The following is a 25589-nucleotide window of genomic DNA, read 5'->3' on the forward strand; positions in this document are numbered from 1 at the left end:
ATGAAGACGGTCCGGCGCATCCTTCGCATTGTTCTCTACACGCTGCTGATTGTTGTCGCGGGCGCGATCGGCGCACTCGTTGTCCTGACCAAGACCGAGCGCGGGCGCGACAATCTCGCCGGCATCATCTCGCGGCTGGCCTCGAGCGACGACCGCAAGGTCACGGTCAGCGGCATCGACGGCATCTGGTCGGGCGCGCTCAGCGTCGATCATGTCGTGCTGGAAGACCGCAACGGGGCCTGGCTGGTGGCGCGCAAGGTCGCCGTCGACTGGTCGCCGCTGGCGCTGCTGTCGAAGAGCTTCAGTGCCGACCGCATCGCGGCCGAGCGCATCGAATTGGCACGCCTGCCGGTGGCCGGGACGCAACAGCCGGCGCCGAGCGGCGGCACGGCGACGCTGCCGGTTTCCATCGACATCAAGCAGATCGACCTGCCGGAAATCGCGCTTGGCCAGCAGCTGGCCGGCAGCGGCATCGCCGAACTCGCCGCCAAGGGGATGCTCAAGGCCGACGCGGCGCCGCTGGCGGTCGAGACCAGGCTCAACGTCACCCGCCATGACGGCAAGCAAGGCAATGTCGATGCGAACATCCACTTTGCGCCAACCGACAACAGGCTCGACCTCGAGTTCAAGGCTTCTGAGCCCGCAGGCGGCATCATCGCCAACCTGCTCAAGCTGCCCGATACGCCGCCGGTCGATATAACCGTCTCAGGCACCGGGCCGCTCGCCAATTGGAACGGCATTGCCACGTTCACGGTGGATGGCGAGATCGTCACTCAGCTGACGGGCCGCCATCAGTCGACCGACAAGGGCAGCCACGTCGAGGCCAAGGGTGACGGCGATTTTGCCCGCTTCCTGCCGGAGAACTTGAAGCCGCTGTTTGCCGGCAAGACCAGTTTCGATGTCGCGGGCACCGCGACATCGGCCGGCGGCATCAGTGTCGACCGGGCCAGCATCGAAAGCGATGCCGTGCATGGCACAGCGACCGGCATCGCCGATCCGGCCGGCGCCAGCGACCTGTCCGTGGAAATTGCCGCCAAGGGCGCGCCTGTGCGGATCACCGTGGGAAGTGCCGCGCAACCGATCACGCTGGCGATCAGAAACGCGACCGCGCGCGCGTTCGGCGACGGCAAGGCGCCGATCGTCGACATCGGTGCCTCGCTGGCTTCGGTGGTGGCGGGCGGCACGCAACTGAACGACCTTGCGGCGCAGATCCATTCCGACGGCTTCGACATCCAGAATCGCTCCGGGCCGGTCGCCGTCAAGCTGACGGCGGGCGGGCTGAAGACCGACGTGGCGACGCTGGCGCCGCTGGTCACCGGCAAGGTCGATGTCGATCTCGCCGGATCACTGAGCAAGGATGCCATCATCATCGACCAGGGCACGCTGCGTTCCGATGCGCTCAATGCCTCCCTGACGATGACGGTGGCGCTCGCGGACCTGTCGATGCAGCTCAAGATGAATGCCGATGCGGTGTCGACCGCCTTGCCGCCGCAGATCAGCTCGGTGCTCGGCGAGCGGGTGAAATTCTCGGCCGCCGCGACGCGCGATCCGCAAGGGGCCTTCGCCGCCAATTCGATCTCATTGACCTCCGGCACGCTCACCGCCAGCGGCACCGCCAGCGCGCAAGGCTCCGACATCCAGGCCGACATCAAGGGCACGCTCGGCGACGTTTCGGTGCTATCGCCGATGGTCGGCGTGCCGGTCGCCGGCGGCGTCGATTTCGCGCTGTCGGCCAGCGGCGCCAGGACAGCCCCGGATTTCACCGTCTCCGCCAATAGCGACAGCCTGACGGCCTCGGGCCGCACGGTGAAGGCGATCAAGCTGACGGCAAGCGGCAAGGCCGACATAGCGAGCCCTTCCGCCGATGTTTCGCTGACCGGCGCCGTCAACGATCAGCCGCTCGACGTCAAGGCGGCGCTGGTGACGAGCGAGGGCAAGCGGTCGATCAACGGCTTCCTTATCTCGCTGGGCGACAACAAGGTTTCGGGCGACCTGGCACTGGATGACAAGTTCATGCCCCTGGGCACGCTGACGCTCGCGGCACCCGCAATCGACCAGTTGGCGGCACTCGCCGGGCAGGCGGTGACGGGTGATATCAACGGCACCATCAATTTCGCCAAGGACGGCGAGACGCCATCGGTCACCATCGATGCCAGGAGCACCTCGATCGCGCGTGGCGAGGTGACCGCCAAGGCGATCGCCGTCAACGCGCTGATCGCCAACTATCTCAAGGCGCCGGCGATCTCGGGCACCATCAAGGCTGACTCGGTCACGTCGGGCGCCACCGAGATCAGCGGCATCGGCGTCGACCTGAAGCGCGACGGCGACTGGACCAATTTCACCGGCGGCGCGACGATAGCGGGCATTCCGGCGACAGCGGCCGGCCGGGTCAAGATCGCCCAGGGCACCACCAGCGTCGAGATCGCCTCGGGCGAAGCGACGATGCGCGGCATCAAGGCGGCAATCGCCCAACCCTCGACACTGACCATCGCCAATGGCACCACCAGCATCGAGAAGCTGGCGCTCGACATTGGCGGCGGCGCGGTGACGTTGTCGGGCAGCGCCGGCCAGACGCTCGATCTCGCCGCGCAGTTCTCGGCGCTGCCGGCGGCGCTTGCCAATGATTTTGCGCCCGGCCTCGATGCCGTGGGTACGCTCGGCGGCACGGCGCAGGTGACGGGAACGCCAGCCGCCCCGGACGTTCGGTTCAGCGCGCAGCTTGCCGGCGCCGAAACCAGCCAGACCCGTCAGGCCGGGCTTGGGCCGCTCGCGGTCGATGCGGCCGGCAGCTACACCTTGGCCGGCGGCGTCGCCCTCGACCATGCGACGCTGTCCGGCGACAAGATTTCCGGCACGGCCGCCGGCACCATCAATCCGAACGGCGCCAGCGATTTTGCGCTGGATCTCACCTCGTCCGGCCCCAGCCTGCCGCTGACCGTCGGCAGCGCCGAGAGTCCCGTGAAGATCGAGGTCAAGTCCTTGTCGGCAAAGGTGGCGGGGGAGAGCACCAAGGCTCGCCTGGATGTCTCCGCGATCCTGCCTTCGGTCGTCACCAGCCCGGCGAGGGTGGACGGACTTGTCCTGGCGCTGCATTCGGACGCTTTCGATCTCAAGAACCGCGCCGGAGCGGTTTCCGGCACGGTGTCGGTGGACAAGGTCGGCCTCGACAATGCGGCGATCGCGCCGCTGATCGCCGGCAAGGTCACGGCCGCTCTCAATGCCCGGCTGAGCGCCGATTCCGTCGCGATCGACAGCGGCTCGCTCAAAAGCGATGCGCTCAACAGCCAGGTTGCAGGGCAGGTATCGCTGCGCGACGGCACCATCGACCTCAAGCTCAATGCGGATGCTCCGTCATCGGCCTTGCCGGCCGCGGCGCGCGGCATGCTCGGTGAACGGGCACAGATCAGCGCCACGCTGAAACGCGATCCCAGCGGCAGCATCAATGTCGATGGGCTGAAGCTGGTCTCCGGCGCGCTGACCGCCGGCGGGCAAGCCAGCCTTGCCGACAACAAGCTGGCCGCCGACATCAAAGGCGCGCTGAGCGACATCTCGCTGCTATCCAAGGATGCCAAGGGCGCCATTGCCTTCGCTCTGAACGCCCAGGGGCCAGCCATCGCGCCCGACCTGTCGCTGACGGTCAACAGCGATCGGCTGCTGGTGGCGGAGCGCGAGATCACCGGCCTGAGGCTCACGGCCACCGGCAAGGCCGATGCCGCCAACCCGGCGGCGAATGTGCAACTGACCGGGAATGTCGCGGGACAGGCCCTGCAAGGCAGCGCGGTGCTGGCGACGGCGGACGGCAGGAGCGCCATCAACGGCCTCCTCCTGTCGCTGGGCCAGAACAAGATCTCCGGCGATCTGGCGCTGGACGACAAGTTCGTGCCCGAAGGCACGATCTCGCTCGACCTGCCCGATATCGGCCCGCTCGCCGCGCTGGCGCTGGAAAAGGCCGAAGGCGATGTGCGCGGCACGATTGCCTTCACCAGGAATGGCGCCGCACCCCAGGTTGCCATCAAGGCGGCCACCGCCTCGATCACGCGCGGCGACCTGCAGGCGAAGGCCGTCTCCATCGACGCGCTGATCGCCAACTATCTCGCCGCGCCGGTGATCTCGGGCAAGATCCGTGCCGACAGCGTCATATCGGGCGGCACCGTGATCAGCGGCATCGATGTCGATCTGAAGCGCGATGGCGACTGGACCGGCTTTTCCGGCGGTGCCACGGTCAAGGGCATTCCGGCCAAGGCCGCAGGCCGCGTGAAGGTGGCCAATGGCACGACCACGATCGAGCTCGCCTCGGGCCAGGCGACCATCCAGGGCATCAAGGCGGCGATCGCCCAGGCGTCGACCGTCAGCATCGCCAACGGCACGACGACGCTCGACCGGCTGGTGCTCAATCTCGGCGGCGGCACGGCGACGGTCACCGGCAAGATCGGGCAGGCGATCGACATCAACGCGACGCTGGCGCGGGTGCCGATGTCGCTCGCCAACAGCTTCTCGCCGGGCCTCGACGCGGCGGGTTCGATTTCGGGCACGGTGAAAGTGACCGGCGCGCCGGCCAGTCCGGCCGTGGCCTTCAACATCGATGCGACCGGCGTGCAGACGTCGCAGACCCGCGGCGCCGGCGTCGGCGCGGTAAGCGTTTCGTCGTCCGGCACTTTTGCCGGCAACAAGCTGACCTTAAACGCCAATGTCAGCGACGGAGCCGGCCTTGGCCTCAAGGGCGGCGGCACGGTGACGACGGGGGGCACGCCGGCGCTGGTGCTCGACTTCAATGGCGCCGTGCCATTCGGCCTCCTCAGCCAGAAGCTTGCCGCGCAGGGCCTGGCGCTGACGGGAACCGCCAATGTCAATGTCCAGGTGCGTGGCCCCGCGACGTCGCCCGTCATCGGCGGCAGCGTCAGCACCTCGGGCGCGCGGCTCGTCGATGCGCGCTCGGGCCTGGCCGTCAACGATCTCACGGCCGATGTCTCGATCGGCGGCGGCGTCGCCAGGATCAACCGGCTGACCGGGACGCTATCGACGCGCGGCAGCCTGTCGGCGAGCGGCACGGTCGGCATCGACCCGGCGCAAGGCTTCCCGGCCGACCTTTCGATCAAGCTGACCGACGGCCGCTATACGGATGGACGCGTTGTGACCGCCAATCTCGGCGGCGACCTGACGATCAAGGGGCCGCTGACATCGGCACCGGCGATTGCCGGTACCGTCAATCTCGCCAAGACAGTCATCACGGTTCCGGACAAATTGCCGGGCTCGCTCTCGGCGCTCGACGTCAAGCACAAGAACGCGCCAAGCGCCGTCAAGGCGCAGGACAAGGCGCTGCGCCCGGCGACGACCAGCGGCAAGAGCGGCGGCAGCGGTCTCGCGCTCGATGTCACCGTCAATGCGCCGAACCAGATATTCATCCAGGGCAGGGGCGTCGATGCCGAACTCGGCGGTTCGCTCCGCCTGACCGGCCCGGCTTCTTCGCCGCAGGCGGTCGGCACCTTCACCCTGCAGCGCGGCAGGCTGTCGATCCTGGGCAAGCGGCTGACCTTCACCGAGGGCACTGTCGGCTTCTCCGGTTCGCTGGTGCCCTATCTCAACCTGACGGCGACCACGACGACGACCGGCGCCACCGTCACCATCGTGGTGTCGGGCGAGGCGACCAACCCGAAATTCACCTTCTCCTCGGTGCCGGCGCTGCCGGAGGACGAGGTGCTGGCGCAACTGATCTTCGGCCGGTCGATGTCGAACCTGTCGCCGCTGCAGATCGCGCAGCTTGCCGAAGCCGCCGCGCAATTGGCCGGCGTCGGCGGCTCGACCTCGCTGCTCGAGAACCTGCGCAGCGCCATCGGCGTCGACGATCTCGATGTGACCACGGACAGCAAGGGCGGGACGGCGGTGTCAGCCGGCAAATACCTGAACGACCGCACCTATGTGACCATCCAGAAGGGCGACAAGCCGGGTTCGGGCAAGGCGACCATCGACCTCAATGTCGGGCGTGGCGTCAAGTTGCGCGGCGAGGCGACGGACGCCGGCGAGGCCAAGGGCGGCATCTTCTACGAGAAGGAATATTGAGGGGCTGGCCCTCACCATGGCCGCGGCTGGCGCTGTCGTAACCAGCGCCAATGCCTCAGTTTACTCGCCCGAAGAGATTTGGGCGGAATCTGGGCGCACTAGCAATTTTGCGTCAAGACTGTCGCTATCGCGCGTACCGCTCCCTTTTCAAAGTTGCACATTCCCTAACATGTTCCCATTCCAAGCCATCTTTGACATCATGGCCTGGATGCGGAATGTTAATCGGCGGAAAGCCAACAATGGGAGTTAGTCATGACAATCTATAAAAGTAACGGCGACAGCGTTCCGGATCACATCCTGGCCATGGCCGAAGAAGCCAAGGCGGGAACAGTGGACCGCCGCGAATTCCTGGCGCTTGCCAGCGTCTTCGGTGCGTCGACGGCCATGGCTTACGGTCTGCTCGGCCTCGCCGCCCCGACGCCGGCCAGGGCCGAGGACGTGCAGGGCAAGAAGGGCGGCGTGATCAAGGTCGCCATGTCGGTCAAGGATCCCAAGGATCCGCGCACGGCGGACTGGTCGGAGATTTCCAATGCCGAGCGCCAGGCGCTCGAACCGCTGGTGAAATACACCAAGGAGTACACCTTCGCGCCGTATCTGCTGGCGAGCTGGGACATCAACGACGACGCCACCGAATACACGCTGCATGTGCGGCCAGGCGTCGAATGGAACAATGGCGACAAGTTCACGGCCGACGACGTGATCCACAATTTCACTCGCTGGGCCGACAAGTCCGCCGAAGGCAACTCGATGCCGGGGCGCCTCGGCAGCCTCGTCGATGATACGACCAAGAAGCTGCGCGAAGGCTCGGTCGTCAAGGTTGACGACATGACGGTCAAGCTCAAGCTTACCAAGCCGGATATCGCCATCATCCCGAACCTGTGCGACTATCCCGGCCTCATCGTCCACAAGACCTTCGACGAGAAGGGCGCGAACTTCAAGAACTGCCCGATCGGTACCGGTCCGTTCGAACTCGTGTCCTACGATGTCGGCCAGAAGGTCGTCTACAAGCGCCGCACGACCGGCAAGTGGTGGCAGGGCGAGGCCTTCCTCGACGGCGTCGAGTTCATCGACTACGGCACCGATCCGGCTGCGACGGTTTCGGCCTTCGAATCGGGCGAAGTGCACACCAACCACGAGACGACCGCCGACTACGTCAAGATCATCGAAGGCGTCGGCGCGCCGGCCTCGGAAGTTGTGACCGCGGCCACCGTGGTGTCGCGTTTCAACGTCAACGCCAAGCCTTATGGCGACCAGAAGGTGCGTCAGGCGATGTGCCTGGCCGTCGACAATGCGGTGGTGCTGCAGCTTGGTTACGGCAACGCCGGAACGCCGGCCGAAAACCACCATGTCGCGCCGATCCATCCGGAATATGTCGAACTGCCGAAGATCAAGCGCGACATCGCCAAGGCCAAGCAGATGCTGACGGAAGCCGGCGTGATCGATTTCGAGCACGAGCTGATCAGCAATGACGAGGACTACCACAAGAACACCACGGACGCGATCGCGGCCCAGCTGCGCGAGGCCGGCATCAAGGTGAAGCGCACCGTGCTGCCGAGCTCGACCTTCTGGAACGACTGGACGAAGTATCCGTTCTCTGAGACCAACTGGAACATGCGTCCGCTGGGCATCCAGGTCATCGCCATCGCCTACCGCACGGGCGAGGCCTGGAACGAGACGGCCTACGCCAATCCGGACTTCGACAAGAAGGTCAACGAGGCGCTCGGGATCGCCGATGCGGAGAAGCGCAAGGTGGTGATGAAGGACATCGAGCAGATGCTGCAGGATTCCGGCATCATCATCCAGCCTTACTGGCGCAAGCTCTACATCAACATCAAGCCCGAGGTGAAGAACCACTCGATGCACCCCACCTACGAGCACGACTTCGGCAAGGTCTGGCTCGATCAGGCGTGACCCACAGCTTGATGAATGCGAAGGGCATCGCCCTTCGCATTCGCAGGATCGCCGCCGTTGCATGAGATGCAGCGGCGGCGTGACGTCGCAAGGTTTTCGTCACAGGGTTGACCATATCTGACCCCAACCCGGCCGGCAGGGGGGCACGCATGTTCTCATTCATCATCAGACGCATCGGCACGATCCTGCTCACGATGCTGTGCCTGACGCTGGTCGTCTTCTTCCTCGTCAATCTCGAACCCAACCTGAAGAAGCTGGCGATCAGCCAGACCGAAATGCACACATCGGCCGATCAGCTCGAAAGCTGGCTGGTCAACCATGGCTACCGTCAGAACTTTTTCTCGCGCTATGGCCAGTGGCTCGGCGTGCTGCCCAAGCAGCCGATCACCGATCCGGCGACCGGCAAGACGACCCAGCGCTTCACCTTCTGCAACGACCCGACCGTGCCGACATTCTCCGGCGTGATCGAGGGCGATTTCGGCTGCTCGACAAAGTTCAAGACCACGGTCGCGGCCAAGCTGTTCCCGGCGCTCGGCGCCACCGGCATCCTGATGTTCTGGGTGCTGGTGGTGATGGTGCCGGTTTCGCTGCTGATCGGCATTCTCGCCGGCATGCGCGAGGGTTCACGAACCGACCGGGTGCTTTCTGTAGCCTCGATCGCCTCGACGGCGACGCCTGAATATGTGTCGGGCGTCATCTTCACCGTCGTCTTCGCCTCCTGGCTCGGCTGGCTGAACGGCTCGGCCGCCTCGGCGAGCCAGGGCATCACCTTCTACAATTTCACGCTGCCGGTGATCACGCTGGCGATCTACGGCATCGGCTACATCGCGCGCATGACGCGCGCCTCGATGGTCGAGGTGATGACGCAGCAATATATCCGCACCGCGCGGTTGAAGGGCCTTTCCTTTCGCGGCGTGGTGGTCAAGCACGCGCTGCGCAACGCGCTGATAGCGCCCTTCACCGTCATCATGCTGCAGTTTCCCTGGCTGCTCACCGGCGTCGTCATCGTCGAGGTCATGTTCCGCTACCAGGGCTTCGGCTACACGCTGGTCGAGGCCGCCGGCAACAACGACATCGATCTCTTGCTCGGCTGTTCGCTGGTCTCGGTGTTCATCGTCCTGATCACGCAGCTCATTTCCGATGTCGGCTACGCGTTCCTCAATCCGCGCATCCGGGTTCAGTAGGGAGAAGGCGCATGCAAGCTCAATATATCGGCGCCTCCACCATCATCCTCGAAGTGCTGTGGCGCTTCTGGCCGGTCTGGGTCGCGCTCGCCATCGTCATGGGGGCGAGCTTTCTCTACAAGAAGAAGCTGGCGCTCTATGGCCAGCTTTTCGACAGCGGCGTCGGCATAGCGGGGGTGTTCATCTGCCTGTTCTGGCTGTTCACGGCGATCTTTGCCTCGACCATCTCGCCGTTCGATCCGCTGGGCCAGATCCCGATCATGAAGGACACGCTGCCGGGCGCCATCGAGCCGCAATCGGGGCTCGTCTATCTCTTCGGCGGCGACAAGCTGGCGCGCGACGTGTTTTCGCGAATGGTCTATGGCAGCCAGATCGTGCTGATCATCGCACCGGCGGCAACCGGTTTCGCGCTGATGGTCGGCATCACGCTCGGCCTGCCGGCCGGCTATTACGGCGGCAAGATCGATTCCATCCTGTCGTTCCTGGCCAACCTCGTTCTGGCCTTCCCCGTGATCCTGCTGTTCTACCTGCTGGTGACGCCCGGGATCATGGACACGCCGATCCCCTATGCGCTGGCCGGCGTCTTCTTCCTGTTTCCGATCATCTTCTTCTGCGTCCTGTTCTGGACGCGCTTCAAGAACCGGCCGGACCGGATCTACATCCTGCTCGGCCTGACGCTGATCGTAGGCGGCTGGATCTATCTCGGCCTTGTCTTCGACAGGGACCCGCTGCACATCGTGCATATCGACCCCAACCAGCTCAACATCTTCGTGGCGGTGGTGTTCGCCTCCAGCCCCGGCGTGTTCCGCATCGTGCGCGGCCTGGTGATGGACATCAAGACGCGCGACTATGTGGCGGCGGCGCAGACGCGTGGTGAATCACCCTGGTACATCATGCTGTGGGAGATCCTGCCCAATGCGCGCGGCCCGCTGATCGTCGATGCCTGCCTGCGCATTGGCTACACCACGATCCTGCTCGGGACGCTCGGCTATTTCGGCCTCGGCCTGGCGCCGGAAAGCCCTGACTGGGGCACGGCGATCAAGGATGCCAGCCGGCTGCTGCGCTCCTTCATCCATCCGGCGCTGCCACCGACGATCGCGCTGATGTCGTTCGTGCTGGGGCTCAACCTGCTGGCCGACTCGCTGCGCGAGCAATCGATGAAAGACTGATTGACGGGCCTTGGCCCGCCTCTGGTATAATTTGGATTGGAGCGACCCATGAACGAGGCAGTTCGAAATCCCGACAAGCCGACCCCTGGGCCGACCCCTGGGCCAAGCACTGCGCCGATCATCGAGATCGAGAACCTGTCGATCTCCTTCTTCACCCGCAAGGGCGAGATACCGGCCGTCATGGATTTTTCCTGCACGGTCATGCCCGGCGAAGCGATGGGCATCGTCGGCGAATCCGGTTGCGGCAAGTCGACCGTGTCGCTCGGTATCATGCGCGACCTCTCCAACATCGGGAAGATCGTCGGCGGCAAGATCAAGTTCCAGGGCAAGGATATGGGCGAGCTCTCCGAGGAGGAGCTGCGCGCCATCCGCGGCAACAAGATCGCCATGATCTACCAGGAGCCGATGGCCAGCCTCAATCCGGCGATGAAGATCGGCCAGCAGCTGATGGAAGTGCCGCTGATCCACGACAAGGTGTCGAAGGAAGAGGCCTATAAACGCGCGGTCGAAATGGTGCGGTCGGTCAAGCTGCCGGACCCCGAGCGCATGATGCGCTCCTATCCGCACCAGCTGTCGGGCGGCCAGCAGCAGCGTATCGTCATTGCCATGGCGCTGCTGTCGAAGCCGGCGCTGCTTCTGCTCGACGAGCCGACTACGGCGCTCGACGTGACGGTGGAGGCGGGTATCGTCGAACTGGTCAAGGGGCTGGGCGAAAAGTTCGGCACCTCGATGATCTTCGTCTCGCACAATCTGGGCCTCATCCTCGAGACTTGCGACAGGATCACGGTCATGTATTCGGGCGAGGCGGTCGAGACCGGCAAGATCAAGGACGTCTTCGACCGGATGCGCCATCCCTACACGCAAGGGCTGTTCCGTTCGATCCCGCTGCCGGGCGCCGACAAGAACTCGCGGCCGCTGATCGCCATTCCGGGCCAGCTGCCGCTGCCGCATGAGCGGCCCAAGGGCTGCAATTTCGGCCCGCGCTGCCACCATTTCGTCGAGGGCGTCTGCAACGCCGCCGAAATCCCCATGGTCGAGGTCGCCGGCCATGACGGCCATTTCTCGCGCTGCGTGCGCTTCAACGAAATCGACTGGGAAGCGCTGCCGCCCGGTGCCAAGAAGGTCAATGAGCGTGTCGTGCCCGGCGCGCCGGTGCTCAAGATCGAGGATCTGAGGAAGTACTACAAGGTCGGCGGCAGCGAGGTGTTCGGGTCGAGCGAAGGCCGTGTCGTCAAGGCCAACGAGACCATCTCCTTCATGGCGCGCGAATCCGAGACGGTTGCCATCGTCGGCGAATCCGGCTGCGGAAAGTCGACGCTGGCCAAGGTTCTGCTCGGCCTGGAGACGGCAAGTGCCGGCACGGTGACGCTGGGCAACAAGGAGATCCAGTCGACCGGCATCGAGAAGCGCAGCGTCGACACCGTGTCCTCGATCCAGATGGTGTTCCAGAACCCGTTCGACACGCTCAATCCCAGCCATTCGGTCGGCTCGCAGATCATCCGCACGCTGGAGAAATTCAACGTCGGCAAGACGGTCGCCGACCGGCGCAAGCGCATGCTGGAACTGCTCGACCTGGTGAAGCTGCCGCGCGCCTTCGAGACGCGCAAGCCGCGCCAGCTTTCCGGTGGCCAGAAGCAGCGCATCGGCGTGGCGCGCGCCTTTGCCGGCGACGCCAAGGTGGTGGTGGCCGACGAGCCGGTCTCCGCACTCGACGTGTCGGTGCAGGCGGCGGTGACCGAACTGTTGATGGATATCCAGCGCAAGAACAAGACGACGATGCTGTTCATCAGCCACGATCTGTCCGTCGTGCGCTATATCGCGGACCGCGTCGTCGTCATGTATCTCGGCTATATCGTCGAGCAAGGCACGACCGACCAGATCTTCGCGCCGCCCTATCATCCATATACCGAGGCGCTGCTGTCGGCGATCCCGATCGCCGACACCAGCGTGGTCAAGAAGCACATCGTGCTGGAGGGCGACATCCCGTCGGCGATGAATCCGCCGTCTGGCTGCCCATTCCAGACACGCTGCGGCTACAAGAAGCTCGTGCCCGACAATCTGTGCGAGACCAAGGTGCCGCCGGTCAAGCATCTCGGTGACGGCCATATGAGCCTGTGCTGGCTGGCCGATGACGTGCTGGCGAAGATGGAGCCGGTGATCAAGTTCGACAAGGAACACGCCGCGCATGAGGGCGTGCCGGACGATGCGCACGGCACCGGGCCCGGTTTGGCCGGGACAGCGCCCAACCGGCCGCGTGGCAAAACGGGCAGCGCGGAAGCCGACCAGATCGGGGACGCCGTGGAGCAGGGCGAGGCCGGCATGCGGGCCCGTCGCCACGAAGTCCGCGACGAGGTCTCCGAAACCGGTGTTTCGAAGCCGAAAGACACGACGAGGCGGCACTAACCTAGGCAGGTATCAGGAGCCGCATTGCCGTAGCTGAGCTTCATAGTCTCGGGCCATCTTGTCCGTGGCCCGGGCGTAACCCTGCACCCCGGCGTCGCCGCGGTTGCCGCGGCCATAGGCGGTCCAGCCGAGATAGTAGGCGAGGTAGAGATTGTAGGTGTCGTTGCGGGCGACGCCGTAGGTGTCTGATGTCTTGGAATGATACCAGCCGACGAAGTCGACGGCGTCGGCGAATTTGGTGCGCCGCGCCGCCCAGTTGCCGGTCTCTCGCTGATATTGCGACCATGTGCCGTCCAGCGCCTGCGAGAAGCCGGTGGCCGACGAGACGTGCTTCCAGGGAATGAAGCCGAGCAGCTTGGTGCGCGGCGGCCGGGCATTGCTCTTGAAGCCCGATTCCTTGCGCACCGTCGCCATCAGCACGGGGACGGGGATGCCGTATTTCCGCTCCGTCCGTTCGGCCGCCGACTGCCAATTGTCGAACCAGCCGTCATTCTGGTCGAAGACGGCACAGACATTGTTGATATGGCTGGGCGCGGTCGCGCAGGCCGACAATGCCAGCAACACGCCAACCGCTACAATTTTACTAAAACTCGACCTACGCATTGGATGAGCAATAGGCCGAAATCATAAAGGGAATCTTGCCGACTCCGTTAATGCTCCGCGGCCATCAGCGCTCGGGAAAATGCTATATCGGCATTCCGACGCCCTCTGTCGCTTTTTATAAAATGACACTGCGAAGATGCCGCCTTGACTAAAATCGCGCCTGTAAGCGGCGTATTTCCGACAGCTTGCCTGGTTTGCCGAAGCTTTGATGCCAGGCATGAATGAACCAAGACGCAAGCGCGGCGCCGAGCGCACCAGCAACCGGGGCCCAGCGCCCATCCCGCAACTACCGCAAAGGCGCGTAAGGAACCCCTATCCGCCAATGGCGCTGCTTTCGTCCGACCAGATCGAGGCGATCCACCAGGCGTCGATGCATGTATTGGAGAATTTCGGCATCGAGGTGATGAGCCCCCGGGCGCTGTCGCTGTTCGAGAAAGCCGGCGCCAGGGTCGACCATGCGACAGCCAATGTCCGCATCGATCGCGGCATGGTCGACGAGGCGCTGAAGACCACACGGCCCACCTATACGCTGACACCACGCAACCCGGCCAACACAATCCATCTAGGCGGCAACACCATCAATTTCACCCTCGTTGCCGGGCCGCCCAATGTGCACGACATGGAGCGAGGCCGCCGCGCAGGAAACTTGCGCGACTATGCCGACCTGACCCGGTTGGCGCAGCATTTCAACTGCGTCCACATGCTCGGCAACCAGGTCTGCGCGCCGGTCGAGTTGCCGGCCAATTCGCGCCATCTCGACACCTACTTCACCAATCTGACGCTGAGCGACAAGAGTTTCCACGTCTCGGCGATCGGCCGGGGCAGGGCGCTGGACGGTATCGAGATGATGGCGATCGCGCGCGGGCTGACGCTGGACCAGTTACGGGAAGATCCCGGCATCGCCACCATCATCTCGGTCAACTCGCCGCGCCGCTTCGACGAGATGATGGCCGAGGGGCTGATGACGATGGCCGAGTTCGGCCAGTCGGTGGCGGTGACGCCGTTCACCCTGATGGGGGCGATGAGCCCGGTGACGCTGGCGGGCGCCTTGGCGCAGCAGAACGCCGAGGCGCTGTTCGGCGTCGTGCTGACGCAGTTGGTGCGACCCGGTGCGCCGGTCATGTATGGCGCCTTCACCTCCAATGTCGACATGAAGTCCGGGGCGCCGGCCTTCGGCACGCCTGAAAACACCAAGGCCAACATCGCCTCGGGGCAATTGGCCCGGCGCTACGGCCTGCCGTACCGGACAACGCCGGGCTCGGCCTCCAACGCCGCCGATGCGCAAGGCGCCTATGAGACGCTGATGGCGCTGTGGGGCGCCGTGCTCGGCCATGGCAACCTCGTCTATCACGCCGCCGGCTGGCAGGAGGGCGGGCTGACGGCGTCGTTCGAGAAGTTCATCATCGATGTCGAGATGATCCAGCACATGATGGAGTTCCTGCGGCCGATCGAAGTCAACGAGGCCGAGCTTGCCGTCGAGGCGCTGGGCGCGGTGCCGACCGGCGGCCATTTCTTCGGCGAGCCGCACACGCTGGAGCGCTACGCCACCGCCTTCTACCAGCCGATGCTGTCCAACTGGCAGAATTTCGAGGCCTGGCAGGAGGCAGGTGGGCTCGACGCAACGGCGCGCGCGACGCGGCTGTGGAAGAAGGCGCTCGAGGACTATGTCAAGCCGGCGATGGATATCGCCGTTCGTGAGGCGCTGGAGGCCTATGTGGCCAAGCGTAAGGAAGCGATCGGGCAGGGCGAGCCGTGATGCCTTCCGTCCTGATTCCACTTTCCCCTCCAATCCATTGATATCAGAGAAAAATCCATGAAGTCGCATGCAAAGGTCGTGGTCATTGGCGGCGGTGTCGTCGGGTGCTCCGTGCTGTTCCATCTCGCCCGCCATGGCTGGACCGACGTGGTGCTGCTGGAACGCGACGAACTGACCTCGGGTTCGACCTGGCACGCGGCCGGCGGCATGCATACGATCAATGGCGATCCCAATGTCGCCAAGCTGCAGAAATACACGATCAGCCTCTACAAGGAGATCGAGGAGCTGTCGGGCCAGGCCACCGGCGTGCATCTGACCGGCGGCGTGCTTCTGGCGGCGACCGAGGCGCGGCTGGACTGGCTGCGCGGCGTCGTCGCCAAGGGACGCTATCTCGGCATCGACCTGGAAGTGATTTCGCCTGCCGAGGCGGCCGAACTGATGCCGCTGATCGATCCCAAGCAATTCGTCGGCGCCGTCAGAAACAAGGAGGACGGCCATCTCGATCCCTCGGGCGTCACGCATGCCTATGCCAAGGCCGCGCGCAAGCTCGGCGCGGAGATCGAGCGCTTCACCAAGGTCGAGGACATCGTGCGGCGGCCCGACGGGATGTGGCGCGTCATCACCAACAAGGGCGAGGTGGTGGCCGAGCATGTCGTCAACGCCGGCGGCCTGTGGGCGCGCGAAGTCGGCCGCATGGTCGGGCTCGAACTGCCGGTGCTGGCCATGGAGCACATGTACCTGATCACCGAGGACATGCCGGAGGTCGCCGCCTGGAACGCCAAGACCGGCACCGAGATCATCCATGCGGTCGATTTCGACGGCGAGCTTTACCTGCGCCAGGAGCGCGGCGGCATGCTGATGGGCACCTACGAGAAGGCCAACAAGCCATGGTCCGAATACCAGACGCCATGGAATTTCGGCCATGAACTGCTCGAGCCCGACATCGACCGCATCGCGCCGTCTCTCGAGGTCGGATTCCGCCACTTCCCGGCTTTCCAGCACACCGGCATCAAGCAGATCATCAACGGGCCCTTCACCTTCGCGCCCGACGGCAACCCGCTTGTCGGGCCGGTGCGCGGCCTGCCGGGCTTCTGGGTCGCCTGCGGCGTCATGGCCGGCTTCAGCCAGGGCGGCGGCGTCGGCCTGGCACTGTCCAACTGGATGATCGAGGGAGATCCCGGCGCCGACATCTGGGCCATGGATGTGGCACGCTATGGCGACTGGGCTGGAATGGCCTACACCAATGCCAAGGTGCGCGAGAACTATTCCAGGCGGTTTTCGATCCGCTTCCCCAATGAGGAACTGCCGGCCGGACGGCCGCTGAAGACGACCCCCGTCTATGACCTCTTGTCGGCCAGGGGTGCGCAGTGGGGTGTCGCCTACGGGCTGGAAGTGCCGCTTTGGTACGCGCCGGAGGGCATCAAGGATGAGTTCTCGTGGCGGCGTTCAAGCGATTTCACCCATGTTGCGAGGGAAGTCGCAACCGTGCGCGGCGGCGTCGGTCTGGCGGAGATTTCGAGTTTCGCCAAATACAAGGTGACGGGCGAGGGGGCGGCTGCCTGGCTCGACCGGATGCTCGCCTGCAAACTGCCGAAACCCGGCCGCATGACGCTGGCCCCGATGCTGAAGGAGGACGGCAGGCTGATCGGCGATTTCACGCTGGCCAATCTGGGCGCCGATGGCTGGTTCCTCGCTGGCTCCGGCATTGCCGAGCAGTATCATATGCGCTGGTTCGAGGCGCACCTGCCTGCAGATGGCTCGGTTCATATCGAGGCGCTGGGCGCGAAACTCACCGGTCTTGCCATTGCCGGCCCGAAGGCGAGGGATGTGCTGGCCAAGGTCAGTCGCGCCGATGTCTCCAACGCGGCGTTTCCGTTCATGGCGGCGGCGAGGATGGATATCGGCATGGCGCCGTGCCTTGTCGGCCGCGTCAGCTATACCGGCGATCTCGGCTACGAGATCTGGGTGGCGCCCGAATACCAGCGCGCGGCTTATCATGCGCTGGTGGCGGCGGGCGAGGAGTTCAGCATCGGCCTGTTCGGTTCGCGCGCGCTCAACGCGCTGCGGCTGGAGAAGAACTACGGCTCATGGGGACGCGAATACCGGCCGATCTATGGGCCGCTGGAAGCCGGGCTCGACCGTTTCGTCGCCTATGGCAAGGACGCCGATTTCATAGGGAAGGCGGCGGCGCTGGCCGAGCGCAAGCAAGGCGGGAAACTGCGGCTGCGCGCCTTCATCGTCGATGCGGACGATGCCGATGTCATCGGCGACGAGCCGATCTGGTTCGGCGGGGCGGTGCGTGGCTGGGTGACGTCCGGCGGCTTCGCGCATCATTCGAAAAAGTCGGTCGCCGTCGGCTATGTGCCGAAAGAGATCGCCGACGAGAGCGACGGATTCGAGATCGAATTGCTGGGCAAGCGTCACGCGGCGCGCATCCAGGCGGCGCCGCTGTTCGATGCGAATTTCGAACGGATGCGGGGGTGAGGCTCACCCCCGCGGCATGGGCATCACGCGTTGCGGCGATTGTCGAGCGCGAAGGCGCCGGCGCCGGCGAAGACCAGATAGAGAAAGATGAAGCAGAACGAGATCGCCGCATCGCCGCTGTTGTTGACGGGGAAGAAGTCGCGCGGATAGTGCGCCATGAAATAGGCGATCGCCATCTCGCCGGCCAGAAGAAACGCGACGGGCCGCGTGAACAGGCCCAGTGCCAGCAGGCTGCCGCCGGCGAATTCGAGGATACCCGCGGTGAGCGACAGGCTGTTCAGGGCATGAGGTTGGGCGCTTAGCGGGAAGTTGAACAGTTTCTGGCTGCCATGCTCGATGAACTGCAGCGCGGTCATGATACGCAGCACGCCGAGTGCCTGCGGCTGGTATCTGGCAAGGCCTTCAAAAAGTTTCATCCGAACTCCATTTTCACCCTCCCGGCCCGGCGATAGATTATCGCCCAGCGACGGACCATTCACTTCCGTTGGCATGTCATCAACAATCGGTGATTGGAAATGTTCCCCGGTATTGCCCTTCCCATATTCTTCTCGCCTGGGTTGCATTTGTATCGCAAAGGTTGTATTAGCATAAGCGCTCTGAACAGGTGGATTTCCTTGCCATGAAAAAAGTCATCATCAGCCTATTCGCACTCGTCGCGGGCACCGGTTTCGCCGTGGCGGAGGACGCCGGCTGCGAGGCCTTCAAATGGCCGGTGACGCGGGAACAGGCGTTGTTTGCCGCGGCGCCGGCAACGCCGTCCGGAGGGACGCTGGCGGTCGGCGCGGCCGCTGACCTGGCGCTGGTGCCGGTCGACAAGGCCGCTTTCGCCGTGCCCCCTGAACATGCTCCGGGAGAGGGCACGTTTGGCGCTGTCGCCAGCGTGGCCGTGCCGCCCGAAGGCGCCATTCAGATAAGCCTGTCGGGCGAGGCGTGGATCGATGTCATCCAGGACGGCAAGGCCGTTAAATCGGCCGGCTACAGCGGGGTAAAAACCTGCCCTGGTATCCGCAAAAGCGTGCGCTTCAAGCTGGCGGCCGGCCCGGCCACCATCCAGTTCAGTGGCGCGAAAAAGGCTGAGCTGAAGGTCGCGGTGCTGACGCCGGAATAAATCGGCCGGTTGAGGCATGCGGCCCTTCGTCGGTGGTGCGAAGAAAGGCCGTCGCTTCATGCCAGCGGTGTCATAGCTTTCAGCGCACCGGCGCCATCAAGGCGAAATGCGCGCCTTGCGGGTCCTGGCATTGCACGATCCAGCTGCCGCCGGGCACCTCCATCGGCCCCATCAGGATCTTGCCGCCATTGTCGGTGACGCGTTTTGCGGCCGCGTCGATGCCGGTGACGTTGAAGTAGAACTGCCAGACCGGGACGGGGATCTGGGCAGGCTTGTTCATGATGCCGCCGCCAGATTCGGGGCCGGCCGTGAAAGTCTGGTAGATGCCCATCGGGCCCATGTCGAAATCGCCGGCGTTGGTCCAACCGAACTGGCTGGAATAGAAATCGAACGCGGCCTTCCAATCGCTGGTGTAGAGTTCGTGCCAGCCGATATGACCAGGCGTGCTGGCCGGCACGACGGGTTGGTCGGGGCCGTTCGGCTGCAGGAACATGAAGGCCGCGCCTTGCGGATCGGCGACAACGGCAAAGCGGCCGACGCCCGGAATGTCGCTGGGTTCACAGTGAACGCCGCCGCCGGCGGCTTTCACTGATTTCGTCGCGGCATCCACGTCCTTGGTCTTGATGTAACCAAGCCAGGCAGGCGGCGCGCCCATCTTTCTGACATCCTCGGGCATGGTCATCAGGCCGCCGACGCCGCGCTCGCCGACATTCATGACGATATAGCGCGGCATGCCAGGCGCCGTGTCGAAGGGCTGCGCCGTCCAGCCGACAACCTTGGTATAGAAGGCCTCGGCGGCATCGAGGTCTGATGTCATCAGCTCGTACCAGAAGAAAGGCATCGGGGATTTGGGCATGGTCGGTCTCCTCACCGTTCAGCATCGATCGTTGTCCGATCCATCGCAGGACGATCCTGGCGACGGAAATCCGACATCCGCCCGGACGAATAATGTCGACGCATGGCATGCGTTCCCGGGTTGCGCGCCCGACTTTTTTCAATTTCTCTGCGGCAAAAGAGGGGTTGTCGTTTCATGCGCCTGATGTCGCTCACGCCTGAGCTTGTCGCACTGTGCCATCGGCAGGAGGCCGATCCCGGACCGGACCCAAGCTGGACCGAGCTGAACGACGAGGATTTCCGGACCCTTGCCATGCGGCTTGCCGCTGAAGCGGACGAAGGGCCGCTCTGGGTATTCGCCTACGGGTCGCTGATCTGGAAGCCGGAATTCGAATCGGTGGAGCAAAGGCTCGCCACGGCCTTCGGCTGGCACCGCTCCTTCTGTCTCGACATGGTGCGCTGGCGCGGCAGTGCGGAGCAGCCGGGGCTGATGATGGCGCTCGAACGAGGTGGAAGGTGCAACGGCGTGATCTACCGCTTGCAGGAGGGCGAAAAACCGGCCCAGATCGAAAGGCTGCTGCGGCGCGAGATCAGCGACCATGAGAGCGTCAGCTCAGTCCGGTGGCTGCCCGTGCATACGGCGCAAGGCCCGTTGCGGGCGCTTGGTTTCTGGGTTGGCGTGAAGGGGCGGGGAACGTCGCTGGGCCAGCCACTGGACAAGGTGGCAAGCATATTGGCCAGGGCCTGCGGCCATATCGGCTCCGGCGCCGAATATCTCTACAACACTGTCAGCCATCTCGAGGCGTTCGGCATCCACGACCGCAATCTGTGGCGGCTGCAGGAGCTGGTGGCGGACGAGGTCCGGGCACTCCATGGCCGGCCGGACGACGAGCGCCACCCAGCTCGGCAAGACCAGCCGTCCTCAGCATAACATGAGTGAAAAAATCATGTTTTTATCAAACCTTTTCAGTAGCTTGCGCCGAAAATTGACCAATTGATAAAAAAATAAAACGTGCTAGCCTTCCCCAAAACAAAACATGGGGAACTGACAATGCCAGAAGGCCAGTTCAAGGAAGGTATTGCCGGCGGCCGGCTCGCGGCCGAGCAGTATGCGGATAATTTTTCCGACCTGCATCCGCCGCTCGATCACCACGAGGCGCTGGTCGAATCCGACCGCTGCTATTTCTGCTACGACGCGCCGTGCATGAACGCATGCCCGACCTCGATCGACATTCCGCTGTTCATCCGCCAGATCTCGACCGGCAATCCGATCGGCTCGGCCAAGACCATCTTCGACCAGAACATCCTTGGCGGCATGTGCGCCCGCGTGTGCCCGACCGAAACGCTGTGCGAAGAGGTCTGCGTGCGCGAGGTGGCGGAGGGCAAGCCGGTGCAGATCGGCCGCCTGCAGCGCTACGCCACCGATGTCGCGATGGCCGAGAACAAACAGTTTTATGCGCGCGCCGCGGCGACGGGGAAGACCGTTGCCGTGGTCGGCGCCGGCCCGGCCGGTCTTGCCGCCGCGCACCGGCTCGCCCGCCATGGCCATGACGTGACCATCCTGGAAGCGCGCCCGAAGGCCGGCGGCCTCAACGAGTATGGCATCGCCGCCTACAAGAGCGTCGACGATTTCGCCCAGGCCGAGGTCGACTATGTCACGGCGATCGGTGGCATCGACATCCAGAACGGCAAGGCGCTCGGCCGCGACTACCAGCTCTCCGACCTGATCCGCAATTACGACGCGGTGTTCCTCGGCATGGGGCTTGGCGGCGTCAATGCGCTGCGCGCCGATGGCGAGGATGCCGCCGGCGTCATCAACGCGGTGGAGTTCATCGCCGAACTGCGCCAGGCCGCCGATCTCGCCGGCCTGCCGGTTGGCCGCCGCGTCGTCGTCATCGGCGGCGGCATGACGGCGATCGACGCGGCCGTGCAGTCGAAGCTGCTCGGCGCCGAGGAGGTGACGATCTGTTACCGGCGCGGCCAGGAGCATATGAACGCCTCCGAGTTCGAGCAGGACCTGGCCGCCGCCAACGGTGTCACCATCCGCCACTGGCTGCAGCCGAAGCGGGTGATCGCCGAGGCCGGCAAGGTGTCGGGCATCGAACTCGAATACACGGCATTGAAGGGCGACAGGCTCGCAGGCACCGGCGAGACGCTGACGCTGGTCGCCGACCAGGTGTTCAAGGCGATCGGCCAGAGCTTTGTCCCGGCCGCCCTCAACGGCAGCGGTGCCTCGATCGAGCTCGAAGCCGGCCGTATCAAGGTCGACGCGGAAGGGCGTACCTCGCTGGCGAAAGTCTGGGCCGGCGGCGACTGCATCTTTGGTGGCGACGACCTGACCGTCTCCGCCGTGGCGCAAGGGCGCGATGCGGCGGAGAGCATACACAGGAGTCTGACGCAGGGATAAGGATCATGGCCACGGTGGAACCGGGCGTCGCCCGTCACTACGACATATCGGGTCTCGAGCAGCGCATCCTTGCCGCGCTCGCCGATACGGGCGTGGACGTTGCCCATCTAAGTGCGGGCGATCTTGAAGCGGTCGACGAATTCCACATTGGCGGCATCGCCGCCACAAGGGAACTCATCGGGCAGATGGGTTTGAAGCCTGGAGCCAGGCTGCTCGATATCGGATCGGGGGTGGGTGGTCCGGCCCGCTTTGCCGCCAACGAAGCCGGCGCTGATGTTACCGGCATCGATCTCACGCAAAGCTATGTCGACATCGCGACCAGCCTGTCGAAGCGCACGGGAATGGCCGACAGGACGCACTTCGTGCAGGGCAGCGCCTTGGACATGCCGTTCCAAAACGCCAGCTTCGACGCGGCCATGATCCTGCATGTCGGCATGAACCTTCCGGACAAGAAAAAGCTGATGAGCGAAGCCGCGCGCGTGCTCCGTCCGGGCGGCGTCTTCGCCGTTTATGATGTGATGCGGCTCAAGGGCGGCACGCTGACCTATCCGCTGCCATGGGCATCGGATGAAACCATGTCCTTCGTTGCCACGCCCGGTGACTATCGCGCGGCCGCTGCAGCCGCGGGGTTCTCGGTAACCGCCGAGCGGCCACGCGGCGCCTTTGCCATCGAATTCTTCGCCACTGTGCGTGCTCGGATGGCCGCCGCGCAAGCAGAAGGCAAAAAACCGCCGCCCGGCGTCGGCCTCATCATGGGCGAGAGCGCCCGCACCAAGATCGCCAATATCACCGCCGCGCTTGAAGGCGGCATTCTTGCACCCGTGGAACTGCTCCTTCGTCTCCGTTGAAAGGGACCTGTCATGGCTGACATCCGCAACAATTTCGTCGGCATCAAATCGCCCAATCCGTTCTGGCTGGCCTCTGCGCCGCCGACCGACAAGGCCTACAACGTCATCCGCGCCTTCAAGGCAGGATGGGGCGGCGTGGTGTGGAAGACGCTGGGCGAGGAAGGCCCGCCGGTGGTCAACGTCAACGGCCCGCGCTATGGCGCGATCTGGGGTGCGGACCGGCGCCTGCTCGGCCTCAACAACATCGAGCTGATCACAGACCGCGACCTGCAGACCAATCTGCGCGAGATGAAGCAGGTCAAGATGGATTGGCCCGACCGCGCGCTGATCGCCTCGATCATGGTGCCTTGCGTCGAGGAGAGCTGGAAATCCATCCTGCCACTGGTCGAAGAGACCGGTGCCGACGGCATCGAGCTCAATTTCGGCTGCCCGCACGGCATGTCGGAACGTGGCATGGGTGCGGCCGTCGGTCAGGTGCCGGAATATATCGAAATGGTGGTGCGCTGGTGCAAGCAGTACACGCGCATGCCCGTCATCACCAAGCTGACGCCCAACATCACGGATATCCGCAAGCCCGCGAGGGCGGCGCACGCGGGTGGCACCGACGCGGTGTCGCTGATCAACACCATCAATTCGATCACCGGTGTCGATCTCGACAGCTTCGCGCCGATGCCAACCATCGACGGCAAGGGCTCGCATGGCGGCTATTGCGGCCCGGCGGTGAAGCCGATCGCCATGAACATGGTGGCCGAAATCGCGCGCGATCCCGAGACCCGCGGCCTGCCGATCTCGGGCATTGGCGGCATTACCACCTGGCGCGACGCCGCCGAATTCCTGGCGCTTGGCGCCGGCAATGTGCAGGTGTGCACGGCGGCCATGACCTATGGCTTCAAGATCGTGCAGGAGATGATCGCCGGTCTCGAGAACTGGATGGACGAGAAGGGCCACCGCTCGCTCGACGACGTCATCGGTCGCGCCACGCCCAACGTCACCGACTGGCAGTATCTCAACCTCAACTATGTCGCCAAGGCGCGTATCGACCAGGACGCCTGCATCAAATGCGGCCGCTGCCACATCGCCTGCGAGGACACCTCGCACCAGGCGATCACCAACATGGTCAACGGCGTCAGGCATTTCGAGGTGATCGAGGCCGAGTGTGTCGGCTGCAATCTGTGCGTCAATGTCTGCCCGGTCGACAATTGCATCACCATGGAGCCGCTGGCCGCCGGGGCCATGGATGAGCGCACCGGCAAGCCGGTGTCGCCAATCTATGCCAACTGGACGACGCACCCGAACAATCCGATGGCCAAGGTGGCGGCGGAGTAGGGATTCGTCACGAGAAGGGCGCCGAGGACTCAGTAGCTCCCTGCTCCCCGTCACTATACGGGGAGAAGGTGCCGGTAGGCGGATGAGGGGCCGTGCGACCTTTGAGATGATCTGCCCGCCAGTCCCGCATTTCATGCGTCCCTGACGATCTGGCTCAAGCGCCCTGTGCGTTCGCACAGGGCGCTTTTGTATGGTCTTAGTCATCAGATCGCTAAGTTGGCGCTGCCCCTCATTGCCCTGCCGGGCATTTCTCCCCGTATAGTGACGGGGAGAAAGACGCTGTCATTTCCGATTTCGCCATCCACGTATTCTCGTTTCAAAAGCAGGGCTGCATTTTCTTATTGCAGATAAAAATTATCCACGATAAAAGATATCCATGAATTGGAGATCGGCATCATGAAGCTTGGCGAGGGCGTTGAAGCGGCCATCCACTGTGCGGCCACACTGGCCAGCGTGGACGGAAACAGCACCATGCCGGGTGCGGCTCTTGCCGAGTCCTTTGGCCTGTCGCCGAGCTATCTGCTGAAGCATCTCAACATGCTGTGCGCGGAGCGAATCCTGGAATCGGTGCCGGGACCGGCGGGCGGCTACCGGCTGGCGCGGCCGGCGGAGAGCATCACGCTGCTCGACATCGTGCTGGCCATCGAGGGGCGTGAACCGGCCTTTCGCTGCGGTGAGATCCGCCGCAACGGCCCGGTCAAGCTCGACGCCTCGGCCTATGTCAAACCCTGCGGCATCAACGCCGCGATGCTGAAAGCCGAACGCGCCTATCGGGCAGCGCTCGCCGAGACGAAGCTGTCCGACATCGTGGCGGATTACGCCGCGGAAGGGGATCCCAGATCGTACGCAGCGAGCTGCGCCTTCGTCGCGCGTCATCAACGGCCCCAGAAATCCAGTTCCACCCCGCGAAATCCAAAGCAGATGTGAAAGGACATCAAGATGAAACAGAGGATGCAATTCTTCGCCAAGGCGCCCGAGATCATGAAGGCGGTGTCGGCGCTCAACAAGGCGGTCGACGAATGCGGGCTGGAGGTGAGGCTGCTGCACCTGATCAAGCTCAGGGCCTCGCAGATCAATGGCTGTTCCTACTGTGTCGAGATGCACAGCCGCGAGGCGAGGCGCGACGGAGAGACAGAGCAGCGGCTTTATCTCGTCTCTGCCTGGAGGGAATCGCCGCTGTTCTCCGAACGTGAGCGCGCGGCCTTCGCCTGGACCGAGGCGGTGACCCTGATCGCCAACAATGGCGTATCGGACGAGCTCTATGCCCGTACGCTCGAGCATTTCTCGGACGAGGAACTCGTCAAGCTGTCGGTTGCGCTCGGCATGATCAACACCTGGAACCGGCTCTGCATCCCGTTCCACGCCATTCATCCGATGCCGGCCGCCAAGGCAGCCTGATTTTCCAGCGCCATGGGAGCGCCGCCGAGGCGGCGCTCCCACAGTTTTCAAAGGGGCGTTTGATGCCCGTCGATTTGCCTTCGACCCCGTTGTTCCTCGGC

The 25589-nt window shown here is 64.2% G+C and carries 17 protein-coding genes; 14 read left to right on the plus strand and 3 right to left on the minus strand.

Annotation, left to right across the window (positions count from 1 at the left end; all coding sequences use genetic code 11):
• From EB815_RS18050 to EB815_RS18070, 5 genes are all read left to right on the plus strand, one after another.
• Positions 1–6057: a translocation/assembly module TamB domain-containing protein gene (locus EB815_RS18050; RefSeq protein ID WP_056571878.1), complete on the plus strand. Its 6057-nt coding sequence runs from the start codon at positions 1–3 to the stop codon at positions 6055–6057.
• A 252-nt stretch (positions 6058–6309) separates the two neighbouring features.
• Complete coding sequence (locus EB815_RS18055) at positions 6310–7968, plus strand: ABC transporter substrate-binding protein (protein WP_056571882.1); 1659 nt, start codon at positions 6310–6312, stop codon at positions 7966–7968.
• 149 nt (positions 7969–8117) lie between these two features.
• A complete protein-coding gene (locus tag EB815_RS18060) occupies positions 8118–9152 on the plus strand; it encodes an ABC transporter permease (protein WP_056571884.1) in 1035 nt (344 codons plus the stop codon).
• An 11-nt stretch (positions 9153–9163) separates the two neighbouring features.
• A complete protein-coding gene (locus EB815_RS18065; RefSeq protein ID WP_056571887.1) occupies positions 9164–10321 on the plus strand; it encodes an ABC transporter permease in 1158 nt (385 codons plus the stop codon).
• A gap of 48 nt (positions 10322–10369) precedes the next feature.
• Positions 10370–12724, plus strand: a complete 2355-nt coding sequence (locus EB815_RS18070; RefSeq protein WP_056571889.1) for a dipeptide ABC transporter ATP-binding protein — start codon at positions 10370–10372, stop codon at positions 12722–12724.
• Between the two features lie 12 nt (positions 12725–12736).
• Here EB815_RS18070 and EB815_RS18075 read toward each other — a convergent pair whose 3' ends face one another.
• Positions 12737–13327, minus strand: coding sequence for a transglycosylase SLT domain-containing protein (locus EB815_RS18075; protein WP_056571892.1), 591 nt, complete (start codon positions 13325–13327; stop codon positions 12737–12739).
• A 217-nt stretch (positions 13328–13544) separates the two neighbouring features.
• On the opposite strand from EB815_RS18075, the gene EB815_RS18080 reads away from it, so the two are divergent.
• Positions 13545–15083, plus strand: coding sequence for a trimethylamine methyltransferase family protein (locus EB815_RS18080; protein WP_056571895.1), 1539 nt, complete (start codon positions 13545–13547; stop codon positions 15081–15083).
• Positions 15084–15140: 57 nt separating this feature from the next.
• A complete protein-coding gene (locus tag EB815_RS18085) occupies positions 15141–17567 on the plus strand; it encodes a GcvT family protein (RefSeq protein WP_056571898.1) in 2427 nt (808 codons plus the stop codon).
• Positions 17568–17590: 23 nt separating this feature from the next.
• On the opposite strand, the gene EB815_RS18090 is transcribed toward EB815_RS18085, so the two are convergent.
• Positions 17591–17983 carry a DoxX family protein gene (locus EB815_RS18090; RefSeq protein WP_056571901.1) on the minus strand — a complete coding sequence of 131 codons (393 nt, stop codon included), beginning with the start codon at positions 17981–17983 and terminating at the stop codon, positions 17591–17593.
• Between the two features lie 203 nt (positions 17984–18186).
• Between EB815_RS18090 and EB815_RS18095 the strand changes: the two genes are divergently transcribed.
• Positions 18187–18675 carry a hypothetical protein gene (locus EB815_RS18095; protein ID WP_056571904.1) on the plus strand — a complete coding sequence of 163 codons (489 nt, stop codon included), beginning with the start codon at positions 18187–18189 and terminating at the stop codon, positions 18673–18675.
• 79 nt (positions 18676–18754) lie between these two features.
• Here the strand turns inward: EB815_RS18095 and EB815_RS18100 are convergent, their stop codons facing one another.
• Positions 18755–19531: a VOC family protein gene (locus EB815_RS18100; RefSeq protein WP_056571907.1), complete on the minus strand. Its 777-nt coding sequence runs from the start codon at positions 19529–19531 to the stop codon at positions 18755–18757.
• A gap of 174 nt (positions 19532–19705) precedes the next feature.
• Between EB815_RS18100 and EB815_RS18105 the strand changes: the two genes are divergently transcribed.
• The 6 genes from EB815_RS18105 to EB815_RS18130 all read left to right on the plus strand — a co-directional run bounded on the left by EB815_RS18105 (position 19706) and on the right by EB815_RS18130 (position 25488).
• Entirely contained in the window at positions 19706–20440 is a 735-nt protein-coding gene (locus EB815_RS18105; RefSeq protein ID WP_056571909.1) for a gamma-glutamylcyclotransferase, read from the plus strand.
• A 120-nt stretch (positions 20441–20560) separates the two neighbouring features.
• Positions 20561–21916, plus strand: coding sequence for an NAD(P)-dependent oxidoreductase (locus EB815_RS18110; protein WP_056571913.1), 1356 nt, complete (start codon positions 20561–20563; stop codon positions 21914–21916).
• Between the two features lie 5 nt (positions 21917–21921).
• Positions 21922–22764 carry a class I SAM-dependent methyltransferase gene (locus tag EB815_RS18115; RefSeq protein ID WP_056571916.1) on the plus strand — a complete coding sequence of 281 codons (843 nt, stop codon included), beginning with the start codon at positions 21922–21924 and terminating at the stop codon, positions 22762–22764.
• 12 nt (positions 22765–22776) lie between these two features.
• Positions 22777–24090 carry an NAD-dependent dihydropyrimidine dehydrogenase subunit PreA gene (preA, locus tag EB815_RS18120; protein ID WP_056571919.1) on the plus strand — a complete coding sequence of 438 codons (1314 nt, stop codon included), beginning with the start codon at positions 22777–22779 and terminating at the stop codon, positions 24088–24090.
• A 396-nt stretch (positions 24091–24486) separates the two neighbouring features.
• Complete coding sequence (locus EB815_RS18125) at positions 24487–25017, plus strand: RrF2 family transcriptional regulator (protein ID WP_065005385.1); 531 nt, start codon at positions 24487–24489, stop codon at positions 25015–25017.
• A gap of 12 nt (positions 25018–25029) precedes the next feature.
• The gene (locus EB815_RS18130) at positions 25030–25488 is read left to right on the plus strand and encodes a carboxymuconolactone decarboxylase family protein (RefSeq protein ID WP_056571921.1); all 459 of its coding nucleotides are present in this window, start codon (positions 25030–25032) and stop codon (positions 25486–25488) included.
• Positions 25489–25589: the final 101 nt, after the last annotated feature.

It is taken from the genome of Mesorhizobium loti (assembly GCF_013170705.1).
Classification (GTDB): Bacteria; Pseudomonadota; Alphaproteobacteria; order Rhizobiales; family Rhizobiaceae; genus Mesorhizobium; species Mesorhizobium loti_D.